The organism is Streptomyces sp. NPDC058685 (assembly GCF_042714725.1).
GTDB lineage: Bacteria > Actinomycetota > Actinomycetes > Streptomycetales > Streptomycetaceae > Streptomyces.
In genome coordinates, this window is record NZ_JBHXSL010000038.1 from 20,800 (window position 1) to 33,163 (window position 12,364).

General features: G+C 71.7%; 12 protein-coding genes. 4 read left to right on the top strand and 8 right to left on the bottom strand.

Translation table 11 applies throughout. The annotated features are described in order from the left end of the window. Positions 1-79: 79 nt before the first annotated feature. Positions 80-667, top strand: coding sequence for a nicotinamidase (locus tag ACFWU3_RS26020; protein WP_384442220.1), 588 nt, complete (start codon positions 80-82; stop codon positions 665-667). Between the two features lie 79 nt (positions 668-746). Here the strand turns inward: ACFWU3_RS26020 and ACFWU3_RS26025 are convergent, their stop codons facing one another. Both ACFWU3_RS26025 and ACFWU3_RS26030 read right to left on the bottom strand, forming a co-directional pair. Continuing rightward, the gene (locus ACFWU3_RS26025) at positions 747-1,067 is read right to left on the bottom strand and encodes a hypothetical protein (RefSeq protein WP_313946100.1); all 321 of its coding nucleotides are present in this window, start codon (positions 1,065-1,067) and stop codon (positions 747-749) included. A 123-nt stretch (positions 1,068-1,190) separates the two neighbouring features. Next, positions 1,191-3,611 (bottom strand): immune inhibitor A domain-containing protein, encoded by a 2,421-nt coding sequence (locus ACFWU3_RS26030; RefSeq protein ID WP_384442223.1) that lies wholly within the window; start codon positions 3,609-3,611, stop codon positions 1,191-1,193. 371 nt (positions 3,612-3,982) lie between these two features. Here ACFWU3_RS26030 and ACFWU3_RS26035 point away from each other — a divergent pair, with 371 nt between their 5' ends. Beyond that, positions 3,983-4,306 carry a hypothetical protein gene (locus ACFWU3_RS26035; RefSeq protein WP_384442226.1) on the top strand — a complete coding sequence of 108 codons (324 nt, stop codon included), beginning with the start codon at positions 3,983-3,985 and terminating at the stop codon, positions 4,304-4,306. Here ACFWU3_RS26035 and ACFWU3_RS26040 read toward each other — a convergent pair. Both ACFWU3_RS26040 and ACFWU3_RS26045 read right to left on the bottom strand, forming a co-directional pair. Beyond that, positions 4,295-5,074 carry an RDD family protein gene (locus tag ACFWU3_RS26040; protein ID WP_384442228.1) on the bottom strand — a complete coding sequence of 260 codons (780 nt, stop codon included), beginning with the start codon at positions 5,072-5,074 and terminating at the stop codon, positions 4,295-4,297. The two genes, ACFWU3_RS26035 and ACFWU3_RS26040, sit on opposite strands and share 12 nt — an antisense overlap. 85 nt (positions 5,075-5,159) lie before the next feature. Then, complete coding sequence (locus tag ACFWU3_RS26045; protein WP_384442231.1) at positions 5,160-6,584, bottom strand: RDD family protein; 1,425 nt, start codon at positions 6,582-6,584, stop codon at positions 5,160-5,162. 219 nt (positions 6,585-6,803) lie between these two features. Here ACFWU3_RS26045 and ACFWU3_RS26050 point away from each other — a divergent pair, with 219 nt between their 5' ends. Further along, positions 6,804-7,286, top strand: coding sequence for an SsgA family sporulation/cell division regulator (locus ACFWU3_RS26050; RefSeq protein ID WP_384442234.1), 483 nt, complete (start codon positions 6,804-6,806; stop codon positions 7,284-7,286). Between the two features lie 6 nt (positions 7,287-7,292). Here the strand turns inward: ACFWU3_RS26050 and ACFWU3_RS26055 are convergent, their stop codons facing one another. Both ACFWU3_RS26055 and ACFWU3_RS26060 read right to left on the bottom strand, forming a co-directional pair. Beyond that, a complete protein-coding gene (locus tag ACFWU3_RS26055; RefSeq protein WP_384442237.1) occupies positions 7,293-7,673 on the bottom strand; it encodes a VOC family protein in 381 nt (126 codons plus the stop codon). 132 nt (positions 7,674-7,805) lie between these two features. Beyond that, positions 7,806-9,173, bottom strand: coding sequence for an FAD-binding oxidoreductase (locus ACFWU3_RS26060; protein WP_384442240.1), 1,368 nt, complete (start codon positions 9,171-9,173; stop codon positions 7,806-7,808). A gap of 108 nt (positions 9,174-9,281) precedes the next feature. Here ACFWU3_RS26060 and ACFWU3_RS26065 point away from each other — a divergent pair, with 108 nt between their 5' ends. Further along, entirely contained in the window at positions 9,282-11,042 is a 1,761-nt protein-coding gene (locus ACFWU3_RS26065; protein ID WP_384442243.1) for a tetratricopeptide repeat protein, read from the top strand. A gap of 32 nt (positions 11,043-11,074) precedes the next feature. Here ACFWU3_RS26065 and ACFWU3_RS26070 read toward each other — a convergent pair whose 3' ends face one another. Continuing rightward, positions 11,075-11,797: a class F sortase gene (locus ACFWU3_RS26070; protein WP_384442246.1), complete on the bottom strand. Its 723-nt coding sequence runs from the start codon at positions 11,795-11,797 to the stop codon at positions 11,075-11,077. Positions 11,798-11,869: 72 nt separating this feature from the next. After that, positions 11,870-12,277 (bottom strand): hypothetical protein, encoded by a 408-nt coding sequence (locus tag ACFWU3_RS26075; protein WP_384442249.1) that lies wholly within the window; start codon positions 12,275-12,277, stop codon positions 11,870-11,872. Positions 12,278-12,364: the final 87 nt, after the last annotated feature.

The window sequence follows — 12,364 nt, forward strand, 5'->3', positions numbered from 1 at the left end:
GCGGCCCGAGTCTCTAGGCTCGATGTCGCCGCTCGCATGCCCCCGCCGCTCTCTCCCCGCACCCCTAAGGACCCCCGCCATGCACCGCGCCCTGATCGTCGTGGACGTCCAGAACGACTTCTGCGAAGGCGGCAGCCTCGCGGTGACGGGGGGCGCCGAGGTCGCCGCCGCCATCACGGACCTGATCGGCCAGGCCGCCCCCGCCGGCTATCGGCACGTGGTCGCCACCCGCGACCACCACATCGAGCCGGGTGATCACTTCTCCGAGCACCCCGACTTCTCGCACAGCTGGCCGCCCCACTGCGTGGCGGGCACCGAGGGCGTGGGCTTCCACCCGAACTTCGCTCCGGCCGTGGCGTCGGGCGCGGTCGACACCGTCTTCGACAAGGGCGCGTACGCGGCCGCGTACAGCGGCTTCGAGGGCACGGACGAGAACGGCACGACGCTGGCGCAGTGGCTGCGGGCGCGTGAGGTGACGGAGGTCGACGTGGTCGGCATCGCGACCGACCACTGCGTCCGGGCGACGGCGCTGGACGCGGCCCGTGAGGGCTTCACCACGCAGGTGCTGCTGGAACTGACGGCGGGCGTGGCGAAGGAGTCGACGGAGCGGGCGCTGGAGGAGCTGCGGGGCGCGGGCGTCGAGCTGTCCGGCAAGCCGGTCGTCTGACGGCCTCGCCGGTCCCCGGCCGGCCCTCCGCAGCCGCACACGGGCCCTGGGCGGGCCCGGGCGGCCCGGTGGGGCGCCGCTATCCCTCCCGCACCCGTGCGTCCTGGAGCAGCGCCCGTATCGGGTGCCAGAGCTCCTGGGTCGCCCCCGGCTGGCCGCGCCACAGCAGGCCGTCCGGATGGTGCAGTACGGCGGTGATCTCGTCCGGTGTCGGCGGCTCGACGTTGCCCCGCAGATAGACGGCCCGCAGCCCCAGGTTCCGCAGTCGCGTCAGCGCCCGCGCCCGGTTCCTCGCGAGCACCAGGAAGCGGGCCGTGCTCCCGTCGCCGAGCGGGCTCGGCAGGCTGAGCGCGACGACCACGCTGCCGTTGGGCAACTTGCTGAAACCTCCGCCAGGCATGCGGAACCACTCCCCCGTGAGATGGCGTGTCAATAAGGATCCGGTAGGACGCACCTAAACACGATCGGCCGCCGCCCGCTAGAGGGCGACGGCCGATCATGGTTTGACCTGCGGTTATACCTTTTACTTGGTCGACGGACCAACCTTCACGGTGATCGACTCACCGCTCTTGGGCTCACTCACGATGGAGATCTTGGTGTTGGTGTCAGTTACCTTGACACCCGCCGTCGGGTTCTCGGCGTACCAGTAGACGCCCTTGCGGTCGTCGAAGACCGAGGTGCCCTTCTGCGCCTTGATCCGCTGGGCGACGTCCGCGTTGTGCAGCGTGAACGCGTCGGTCGGCCGCAGGCTGAACGTCGAGTCGAACGTCTGGATCTTGTTCCGCATCAGCGTGCCGTTGGCCCACTTCAGCGGCTTGGCGTGCGCGTCGATCGGCAGGACGAGACCCTGGCCCGGGTGGGCGCTGGTGTTGTTGTCCTTCTGGGAGGTGTCCCAGAGCCAGATCAGCAGGCCGTTCTGGTACGGGTAGTGCTCGACCCATCCGTCCTTCGGAGCCTTGAAGCCGAAGTTGTACGGGCCGACCTTGAGGGTCTTGTCGTACGACACGTACTGGCGGTTCTCGGCCAGGTAGTACTGCTCGTACTGCTTGGTGAAGGACTCGGCGATGCGGGAGAAGCCCTTCGAGGTCCAGCCCGCGTCGTCGCCCTCGGCGTTGTCCGTGAACAGCGCCGTGCCGTCCGCCTTGACCGTGATGGCGTCGGCCGCGAAGCCCTTGCCGCCCGCGCCGCCGTCCGTCTGGTAGCGGAAGCGGACGTCGATCTTCTTGCCGGCGTACGCGTCCAGCGGGTAGACGAGCTTCTTGTACGCGCCCGACGTCCCGGTCAGCGCCGGCTTGTCGCCCGCGTCGCGCGGAACGGCCTTGCCGTCGGCGGTGCCGTCCACCGGCGTCCAGTTGGCGCCGCCGTCCGTCGACACCTCGGCGTAGAGGTAGTCGTAGCCGGTCTCGATGTCCCACCAGCCCGAAAGCTCCAGGGACGCCTTGGACTTGCCGGTCAGGTCCACCGGACGGGACAGGGTGTTCTTGAGGTCGTCACCCATGTCGCTCCACCACTGCTTGGAGCCCTCGGCGGGCTTCACGACGGTGGTGGTGACGGCCTTCTTCGGCAGCTCGACGACGAGCGCCTGCGGCCGCTTGGTGTTGTACTCCGAGACACCCAGCTTGTGGGTGGACGCCTTCGCGGCCTTGCCCTTGGTGTAGTTGAGCCAGCCGAGCTGGAGCTTGTCCCAGGCGGTCATGTCGCCGGGCAGGTCGCCGATGGAGTCCTTGCCGGTGCCGAGCCAGGAGCCCGCCGACATCAGGGTCCAGTAGCCGGTCGAGTTCTCGCCCTTGCCCGAGGTGTCGTAGTGGTCGGGCAGACCGAGGTCGTGACCGTACTCGTGGGCGAAGACACCGAGACCGCCGTTCTCGGGCTGCATGGTGTAGTCGCCGACCCAGATACCGGTGTTGCCCACCTGGGTGCCGCCGGACCGGTTGTTCGCCGGGCCGGTCTTGCCCGCGTCGGTGCCGTACGCGTACCAGCGGTGCGCCCACAGGGCGTCGGGGCCCTGGGCGCCGCCGCCCGCGGACTCGTCCTCACCGGCGTGGACGATCTGGAAGTGGTCGATGTAGCCGTCGGCCTCGTTGAAGTTGCCGTCGTTGTCGAAGTCGTACCGGTCCCACTGGTCGTAGCCGGACAGGTCCGCCTTGATCTGCGCGTCGGTACGGCCCTTGGCCTTCTGGTCGGCGACCCAGGCGGTGACGCCGTCGCGGACCGTGTCCCAGACGTTGGCGCAGTTGGAGTCGCCGCAGTAGTTGGAGCCGTAGCGGGCCTCGTTGTAGTCGACCTTGACCCAGTCGGAGACGCCGCCCTCGACCGAGTACCGGCCCGAGGAGGTCTTCTCGTAGTAGGTCTTCAGGGACTCCTTCTGCTGACCGGTCTTCTTGTCCTTGCCGGTGCCGAAGTAGAGGTCCTGGAAGTGCTTCTGGTTGTAGTCCGCCTGCCAGGCCGTGGAGTTGTCCAGCTTGGGGTCGGGCTTGGCTATCTTGTTGTGCAGGGGGCCGGGCTGGCCGCCGTACTTCTTCACCGGCGCCTCGGGTCCGTCCGGACCGTCGGGGTCGAACATCGTGGTGTCGTCGACCTTGTCGCCGAACTCCACCAGGATCGTGAAGATCTTGTCCGTCTTCTCCCGGCCGAGCTCGACGTACTTCTTGTCGCCGAGCTTCACGACCTGGGAGCCGCCGCGCTTCTGCACGGTCGCGTCGCCGGATATGACCTGCTCCAGAGCGGCTTCGCGCTGCTGCTCCTGCTGCTTGCTGAAGGGTCCGTCGAGGTCGTGCTCGACGTGGTCCTTCTGCGGCGCCGGGTCACGGCGCTCGATGCTCGCGGGCGCTGTGGAGCCCTGGTCCTCGGCCTGTGCGCTGGTGAACGCCGAGGCCGAGGCGGCCGTGGCCGCCAGAGCCACGAGCACCGCGGACGTTCTGATCGTCCGTCGCTTGATGGTCACTTGAATTGGTCCTCCCCCGCGCTACCGTTCGCAGCCGGACTCATGTGGGGTCGTCCGGGCGCGGTACACGCGTCACAAGTGACGACATTCGACCGGAGTTGCCGGAGAAAAGACAGACCTTGACTTGAACAGACCAACTGCACTATGCAGGAGCACAGTTCCGGTATCCGGACGAGCCTGAGATCGGCCAACGGGCGCACGCATCAAGCCACTTGATGCATCGAATGACTCCGTGCGCCCCCGATGCACCAGCACCGTGGGTTAGGTCACGCTTACCACCCGTTCCGGCCGGGCATCCATCGCCGTACAGTCACCTGTCAGTGCGACCGCGTTGAGAGCCAGCCCCCGACGTCCCGAGGACGGATACCGTCATGCCGCGTCCGACTGCCGCACAGCTCGCCTACGGTTCGGCCACCGTCGTCTTCTCGACCCTCGCGCTGCTGTTGCTGACGCGTACCGCCCACCCCGTCGGCGTCGCCGCCATCGGCGTCGCGTCCATGGCGCTCGGCCTGCTGGTCGCGGTGGCCCTGCCGATGGGCCGGGCGGCTCAGGCGGCGAGGGCCGCTCAGGCCGCGCGCACCGCCCGCGTGAAACATGCCGCCGCTTCCGCCGACGGTCTCACCAACCGGGTGCCCGGGCCCCGCGCCCGCGTGGGCGCCGAGGCCAGGGTCGGCCAGCACTCGCTACGCCGCTGACACCACCACGGTCTTGCCGGCCTTGTCGTGCAGGCCCTGTTTGTAGGGCTTGTCGGTCAGGATCGTGATGATGATGACGAGCCACCAGATACAGAAGCAGCAGACCAGCGCCGGCACCCACAGCACCACGGCCCGCAGCAGCGAGGAGCTGGTGTCCGGCACGCTCCCGTCGTTGAGCATCGCGACCCGCAGCTTCATCAGCCGCTTGCCGACGGTCTGGCCGTTCCTCTTGACCATGAGGGTGTCGTAGCCGACATAGGCGACCAGGGAGATCAGCGACCACAGCCACTGCCTGCCCGTGTTCAGGTCGCCCGCGATGTCGTCCCAGGTGTCGCCGTTCGCGTCGACGCCCCAGCCGCCGAAGATCAACGACAGCAGGAACAGCGGGATGAACACGATCAGCGCGTCGATGACCCGGGCGAGGAACCGCCGGCCGAACTCCGCGAGCGGCGGCATCCCGGCGAGGGGATCGACCCCGCCGTAGGGCCCGCCCGGACCACCGCCGTAGGGACCGCCCGGACCACCGCCGTAGGGCCCGCCGGGTCCGCCGCCATAGGGATCACCCGCGCCGGGGCGCCCGCTCCCGTACGGGTCGCCGCCCTGCCCGCCGTACGGCGAACCCGGCGGCGGCCCCTGTCCGGAGCCGGGCGGCGGCCCCGGAGGAGGCTCCTGCGAACCGCCCGACGGCGGCGGCGTGGGGTCCTGCGGCTTCTTGAGGAAAGGGTCGTCCTCGGGCGGCTGGCCCGGCGTCGGCGCGTCGTTGCTCATGGGGGCAGTGCACCGCGCCGGGCGGGTGCCCGCAACGGCTCGCATGCCGTTCGGGGGACCCCCCGCGCGCGCCGGTCCGGACGGGTCAGCCGGTCACGAAGGTGTGCGCCGCCTTGTCGTGCCAGCACTGCCGCCACGGCCGGTCGAACACACACCACAGGACGTTGAGGATGCCGACGGCGATCACACCGAGCACGCCGTAGACGAGCCAACGGCGCAGCGCGGCACCGAACGACGGCGGCTCGTGGGACTCGATGTCCATGACCGACAGACCACAGAGCTTCTTGCCCAGCGTGCGGCCCCACCTCGCTGTCGGCAGCGCCTCGTACAGCGTGCCGAACACCAGCAGGGCGGCCAGGATGATCGCGAGATGGACGGAAGTGGTGCCGTCGACGAGCCAGACGGTGACCGTCTCGCCGGACTGCTTCGCCGCGTCGATCTTGTCGTTGATGTGCGCGAGCGCCTGCGAGCCGACCGGTACGGCCACGGCTCCGACGACCGCGCCGAGCAGCACGGTGTCGATCAGCCGGGCGGCGAAGCGCTTGCCCAGCGAGGCCGGGCGGGCCGACGCCTGAGCCTGGGCGGCCGCGAGGAAGGGGTCGTTGACCGGCGGCTTCCAGGGAGTGACGGGCGGGTCGTTGTCGGTCTCCCGGGCGAGTCGGTGGACCTGCTGCGCCCAGGAGGCCGAGCCGCCGCCGGGGCCGTCGGTCATGGGCGCGTGGCCGGCCCGCTCGGGCCCCTGCTGCTGCGGCACGTCCGGCGTCTGCGGCGTCTGCGGCTGCGCCGGGGCCTGCGGCTGAGCGGGTGCGGACGCGCCGGGGGTCATGGACCGGACGCTGAGACCTTCGTCGGTCCGTCCCGCGGCCGCGGCGGCGGCCCGCAGGGCGCGGATCGTCACGGTGTGGTCGACCGGGGGCTGCGTCTGCGGGCCTTGCGACGCCGAGGGGTCGGCGGTGCCGGCGTCGGCGGCGGCTCCCTGACGGGACCGCATGGCACGGATGGCGGCGGTGTTGTCCGGCCGGGGCTCAGCTGCGTCGTCCCCGCCGAGGGACCGTACGCCGGGGAGCGCGCCGCCGGTCGGGTCGCCGGCCTGGGACGGAAGCCGCGGGTCGGCGGGGGCAGCCGCCGCCGGTCCGCCGTGGGCGCCCGGGGTGCGCGGGTCCTGGGGCTCGCCCCAGGAGACCCGGTTGTCCCGGTCGCCGCCGAATCCGGTCTGCCGGGAGGTGTCCGCGGCCCAGGCGGTCGCGGGTTCCGGGCGGGAGGGCTGGTCGGACGGCTCCTCGTCGAAGAAGTGCGGTCCGGTCTCCTCGACCCGGGCCGCCAGGGCCGCGTCGGGGGCTGCCTGGCCGGGCCCGGGGTCCATCGCCTCGCGGGCGTTCGGAGCGGGCCGGCTCGTGCCGGGCACCCAGGCAGCGCCGTTCCAGTACCGGACGTATCCGGGGATGGACGGATCCGGGTAGTAGCCGGGCGTCGGACTTCCGTCGCCGGTGGCCGGGGTGGGGGCGCTCATCACCGTGGTCCCGTATCTCCTCGAGAGCCTCACTACAAGGCTCCACATCTATCAGACCCTTGAGTGTCCCCGGGCCGGTCCCGGCGTAACGACCACTTTCCGGTCACCGTCCGATCACAGAAAGTTGTTCCCCGAACCCGCGTCATAGCCGGCGGGGACGGCGCTCTCTCCTTGCAGGGCCCGCCCACGGGCCTCGTACCCGAAGGGGAGAACACCGTCATGCACTCAGTGGTGGAACGCGAACTGGAGCTGAAACTCGTACTGTCGCCCGAGCGGAGCGTCCCCGTTCCGGCCCGGCTGACCTATCGCACGGACGATCCGTACGCCGTGCATGTCACCTTCCACGTCGGCTCCGACAGTCCGGTCAAGTGGACCTTCGGACGGGAGCTGCTGGTGGAGGGGGTGTTCCGGCCGTGCGGCCACGGCGATGTGCGGGTGTGGCCGACCAAGGTCGACGGCAGAAACGTCGTCCTGATGGCGCTCAGCTCGCCGGACGGCGACGCGCTGCTGGAGGCGGTGGCGACGGTGGTGTCGGCGTGGCTGGAGCGGACCCTGCGGGTGGTTCCGCCGGGCTCGGAGTCCGAGCGGCTGGGCATCGACGACGGTCTCGCCGACCTGCTGGCGCCCACCCCGGCCGACGATCTGTGGCTGGGCAGCCCCTGGCCGTCGGACGAGTCGCAGGAGGGCGACGCCCATGCGTGAGGGGGATCAGACGTAGGTATGGGTGATGAACTCGATGGAGTGGCCGTCGGGGTCGTCGATGTACACCCCGCGGCCACCGAACAGGTGGTTGATCCGCTGCGGCTCGGCATGCGCCGGGTCGGCCCAGTACGGCAGTTCCCGCTCCGTGATCCGCGCGAGGATCGCGTCGAACTCCTCCTCCGAGACCAGGAACGCCAGATGCTGGGAGACGATCTCGCCGTCCCCGCGGTGGTCGTGGTAGTCGAGCGTGACCCCGCCGCTCAGGGGGACGCTCGCGAAGGGGCCGAAGGCCGTCGGCTCGGGCTCGTCGATGAGTTCGGTGAGAAAGCGGGCGGCGGCGAAGCGGTCGCGGGCATGGACGATGGTGTGGTCGAGGCGTGCGGGCACGGCTGCCTCCTCCTGGGCGTTGTCCCGGCGGCCGGACCGCCGGGCCGATGTCTCCACGCTAGGAGGACGGGGACGGCCGGGCATCGGCCATCGGTCCGAGGCCCGGCAGACCTTGGTCCGAGGACCCGGGTCTCAGAAGAGCTTGCCGGGGTTGAGGATGCCGAGCGGGTCGAAGGTGGTCTTGATCCCGCGCTGCAACTCCACTCCGACCGGCCCGAGTTCGCGTGCGAGCCATTCCTTCTTCAGGACGCCGACGCCGTGCTCGCCGGTGATCGTGCCGCCGAGTTCGAGGCCGAGCGCCATGATCTCGTCGAACGACTCGCGGGCCCTTCGGGACTCGTCCGCGTCGGTGTGGTCGAAGCAGACGACGGGGTGCGTGTTGCCGTCTCCCGCGTGGGCGCAGACGCCGATGGTGAGGTCGTACTTCTCGGCGATGGCGGCCGTGCCCTCCAGCATCGCGCCGAGCTTGGAGCGCGGTACGCAGACGTCGTCGATCATGGTCGCCGTCTTCACGGTCTCCAGCGCGGTGAGCGACATCCTGCGGGCCTGGAGGAGCAGTTCCGACTCGGCGACCGTGTCGGCCGGGACGACCTCGGTCGCGCCCGCGGCCTCGCACAGCGCCCCGACGGCGGCGAGGTCGGCGGCCGGCTCCGGGGTGTCGAAGGCGGCCAGCAGCAGGGCCTCGGTCGCCTCGGGCAGCCCCATGTTCGCCATGGCGTTGACGGCTCGCAGCGTCGTGCGGTCCATGAGTTCCAGCAACGACGGGGTGTGGCCGCGCTCCATGATCGCGCAGACCGCGTCGCAGGCGGCCGCCGCCGAGTCGAACTCCGCCGCCAGCACCAGCTGGGCGGGCGGCTGCGGCCTGAGGGCCAGCACCGCTTTGACAACGATGCCGAGACTGCCCTCGGAGCCGACGAAGAGCCGCGTGAGGTCGTAGCCCGCGACGCCCTTGGCGGTGCGGCGGCCGGTGGTCAGCAGGCGGCCGTCGGCGAGGACGACGTCCAGGCCGAGCACGTACTCCGCGGTCACGCCGTACTTGACGCAGCACAGTCCGCCGGACGCGGTGCCGATGTTCCCGCCGATCGTGCACATCTCCCAGCTGGAGGGGTCCGGCGGGTAGTAGAGCCCGTGTTCGTTGACCGCGCGGGAGAGCACGGCGTTGACGACTCCGGGTTCGACGACGGCGATCCGGTCGACCGGACTGATCTCCAGGATCTTGTCCATTTTCGTGAGCGAGAGCACGATGCACCCGTCCGAGGCATTCGCGGCGCCGGACAGGCCGGTGCGGGCGCCCTGCGGAACGACCGGGACGCGCAGTTCGGTCGCGGTGCGCATGACGTGCTGCACGTGTTCCACCGTGCGCGGGAGGACCACGACCGCGGGGGTGCCCGCCTCGCAGAAGCTCGCCATGTCGTGTCCGTACGAGGCCGTCACATCCGGATCGGTGATGAGGGCGTCGGAGGGCAGGCCGGAACGCAGCCGTTCGAGAAGATCGTCCATGGACCCAGCGTCGCACCAGGGGCCATCGGTGTGAACCCGTCTGCGTTCCGGTTCACAGGGCCGAGTGTGTTCTTCGTATTTACTGCTCGCTGACGCACAGTGAGCGCCATGAGGAGCGAACATCTGAAGACCGCCGCGATCAGCACCCTGGTCGCCGCCACGCTGGTCACCGGGGTGGTCGTGCTGGTTCCCGGCCGCGACGAGCTGAGCCCCCGTCCGGCGCCCGGCAGCCCCGGCAGCCGGGCGCCGGCCGCCACGGCGACGGGCATTCCGGCCGCCCTCGACGACCTGACCGCTCTGATCGCCGAGCGGGAGCGCCGGCTCGAGGAGCACCCCCGGGACAGTGAGTCGTGGGCGCTGCTCGGATCGGCGTATGTGCAGCGGGGCACGCGCCTCGCCGACTGGGGCGCTTTTCCGAAGGCCGAGAGCGCCCTGCGCAGGTCGCTGGAGGTGATGCCGGCGGAGGAGGGCAACACCGAGGCCCTCGTCGGCCTCGCCACACTGGCCAACGCGCGGCAGGACTTCGTCACCGCCCGCGCCGTGGCCGAGCGCGCGGTCAAGCAGCGGCCGAAGCTGTGGACGGCGTACCCGGCGCTGATCGAGGCCTGCAACGGGCTCGGCGACTACAAGGCCGTCATCAAGGCGATGGACACCCTGACCTCACTGCACACGGGGTCGCAGGCGCTGGGGCTGGCCGCGCGGGTCTACCGCGACCGCGGCTGGCGCGAGGACGCGGCGGCCACCGCGTACGACGCCGTGGGCAGCGCCTCGAACCGCACGGAGAAGGCGATCGCCCTCCAGCAGCTGGGCGATCTGGCCTGGGAGCGCGGGGAGCCGGAGGAGGCCGTCGATGCCTACGACCGCGCCCTGAAACTCGCGCCGGACCACCACCCGGCCCTGGCGTCACGGGCCCGCGCGCTGGCGGCGCTCGGCCGTACCGACGAGGCGTTCCGCGACTACCAGGCGGCTCTCGAGGAACTTCCGCTGCCGCAGTACGCGCTGGAGGCGGGCGAGTTGTACGAGTCCCTCGGGCTGAACGGGGATGCCCAGTCCCAGTACGAGCTGGTGCGCACCTCGGCCGCGAAGGCCGGCCAGAACGGGGTGAACGAGGAACTGGTGCTCGGGCTGTACGAGGCGGACCACGGCGACCCCGAGGCCGCCGTGCGCCGGCTCCAGGGCGAGTGGAACCGCAAGCACCGCAGCATCCAGGTCGCCGACGCGCTGGGCTGGGCGCTGTTCAAGGCGGGCCGGGCGAAGGAGGCACTGCCGTACGCGAGGCGAGCGACGGACGAGGGCCTGCGCAGCCCGCAGTTCTCCTATCACCGCGGGGAGATCGAGCGGGAGCTCGGTCTGTGGGGTCCGGCCCGCCGGCACCTCGCGGAGGCGCTGCGGATCAATCCGCACTTCTCGCCGCTGCTGGCGCCGCTGGCCACGGACGCCCTCGCGGCCCTCGGGGAACTGCCGGACGGCGGCCCCAGGAAGGTGACCGGGGAAGAGGGGGACGCGGAACCGGTGCAGGGCGACGGTGTCGCGGGCGGCGGCCCGGTGAGGCCGAAGCAGGAGCCGTCCGAGCAGCCCCGGCCGGGCACCGCGGGCCCGACCGCCGACGGAGCGGGGACCGGGAACGGACCGGGCACGGGGTCGTCCTCCGCGGATGGCTCCGGTGCCGGTTCCTCCACGACCGGCTCCTCGGGTACGTCCTCCGGCGGCACGGGCCGGGGGACGAACGCGGGCGACGCCGGTACCGGGCAGCAGGCGGCGCCGTCGCGGCAGTCCACCGGGCAGTCCACCGGCACTGCGCCACGGCAGAACTCCGGTGAGCCGCCCGCGTCCGGCGGTTCCGGCAGCGCGCGGCCGGGGCGCGACTGAACGTCCCAGAAGCCCCCGGCGGAGAACCGGGGTCAGCGGAGGGTGGCGTAGACGATGAGGTTGTCGACCGGGTGGCCCTGCGCGTCGAAGGCCCCGTCGCAGGTGATCAGCCGCAGCTCGCGGCCGGCCGTGCGGCCGTAGACCCGTTGGGTGGGAAAGGCCCGCTTGCCGACCGTCTCCGTGGCGGTGACGGTGAAGTGGGCGGTCTTCCCCTCGGCGTCGCGCACCGCGATGTCCGCGCCCCGGGCGATCTTCCGCAGATCGTGGAAGACGGCGCGGCCGTGGCGGGTGTCGTTGTGGCCGATGATCACGGCGGCCCCGCTGTCGCCCGGGACGGCCGCGCCGGTGTACCAGCCCGCGGTCATGCCCCGGTCCGCGGGCGGGACTTCGACGGTGCCGTCCCGGTTGAGGCCGAGTCGCATCAGCGGGCCGGTCACGCCGATCGAGGGGATGCTCACCTCCACGGGATCGGCTTTCCGCTTCGGTGCGGGGTCGGCCGTCCGCCGGCCGGCGGAGTCGGCGGAGTCGGCGGAGTCGGCGGAGTCGGCGGAGTCGGCGGAGTCGGCGGAGTCGGCGGATGCTGTGGCGGAGACGCGCGGCGCGCCCGTCGCCGGGGCCTCGTCGGCCGCCGCCGAGCACCCGGTGACGGCGGCGAGGAGTGCGAGGGCGGCAAGGAGGGGACGGGAGCGCGCGGCGGACACGCCGGTCCGCTCGTGTCCGTAGGCGTGCTGACCGGGACGGTGCGGCGGGGTCATCGGAACTCCTGAGGCGGCAGAGGTCCGCGGGGGCGGTGCCGTGACCGGCGGCCGCCCCCGCGGCGGGGCGGGTCAGCCGTGGTGACGGCCCGCCGTGCGACGGCGGATCACGACGGCACCGGCGCCCGCGAGCAGCGCCACTGAGGCCGCCGATCCGGCGAGAGCGGTGCTGCTCCCGCTTCCGGCGCCGGCGGGCTGCTCCCCGGCGTCGACACCACCGCGCGGCAGACGGCCGGACCGCTCCTGCGCCGGGGCGGGCTTGTCACCCGCGTCGACACCACCGCGCGGCAGACGGCCGGTCCCCTCCTGCGCAGGGACGGGGGTGGGGGCGGCTTCGCGCGCCGGCTGGGAGGCGCGGTCCGCGGTCGGCCGGGCGGGGGCGGGGGTCGAGTCGGCGAAGGCGCTGCCGGCCGGGACGATCACTGCCGCGGTCGCGGCGGTGGCGACGGCGAGGGCGCGCAGGGACAGACGGTGGGACATGAAAGTGGCTCCATTCCAGCTCGGACCAGGGATGCCGGGACGGCGTCGCAACGCGTCGTCCGGGCATGGGCGTCAGGCTGTCCTGAA

Coding starts and splice junctions, on each gene's coding strand:
- ACFWU3_RS26020 (WP_384442220.1), top strand. CDS start 80: ATGCACCGCGCCCTGATCGTCGTGGACGTCCAGAACGACTTCTGCGAA.
- ACFWU3_RS26025 (WP_313946100.1), bottom strand. CDS start 1,067: ATGCCTGGCGGAGGTTTCAGCAAGTTGCCCAACGGCAGCGTGGTCGTC.
- ACFWU3_RS26035 (WP_384442226.1), top strand. CDS start 3,983: ATGCCGCGTCCGACTGCCGCACAGCTCGCCTACGGTTCGGCCACCGTC.
- ACFWU3_RS26040 (WP_384442228.1), bottom strand. CDS start 5,074: ATGAGCAACGACGCGCCGACGCCGGGCCAGCCGCCCGAGGACGACCCT.
- ACFWU3_RS26045 (WP_384442231.1), bottom strand. CDS start 6,584: ATGAGCGCCCCCACCCCGGCCACCGGCGACGGAAGTCCGACGCCCGGC.
- ACFWU3_RS26050 (WP_384442234.1), top strand. CDS start 6,804: ATGCACTCAGTGGTGGAACGCGAACTGGAGCTGAAACTCGTACTGTCG.
- ACFWU3_RS26060 (WP_384442240.1), bottom strand. CDS start 9,173: ATGGACGATCTTCTCGAACGGCTGCGTTCCGGCCTGCCCTCCGACGCC.
- ACFWU3_RS26065 (WP_384442243.1), top strand. CDS start 9,282: ATGAGGAGCGAACATCTGAAGACCGCCGCGATCAGCACCCTGGTCGCC.
- ACFWU3_RS26070 (WP_384442246.1), bottom strand. CDS start 11,797: ATGACCCCGCCGCACCGTCCCGGTCAGCACGCCTACGGACACGAGCGG.
- ACFWU3_RS26075 (WP_384442249.1), bottom strand. CDS start 12,277: ATGTCCCACCGTCTGTCCCTGCGCGCCCTCGCCGTCGCCACCGCCGCG.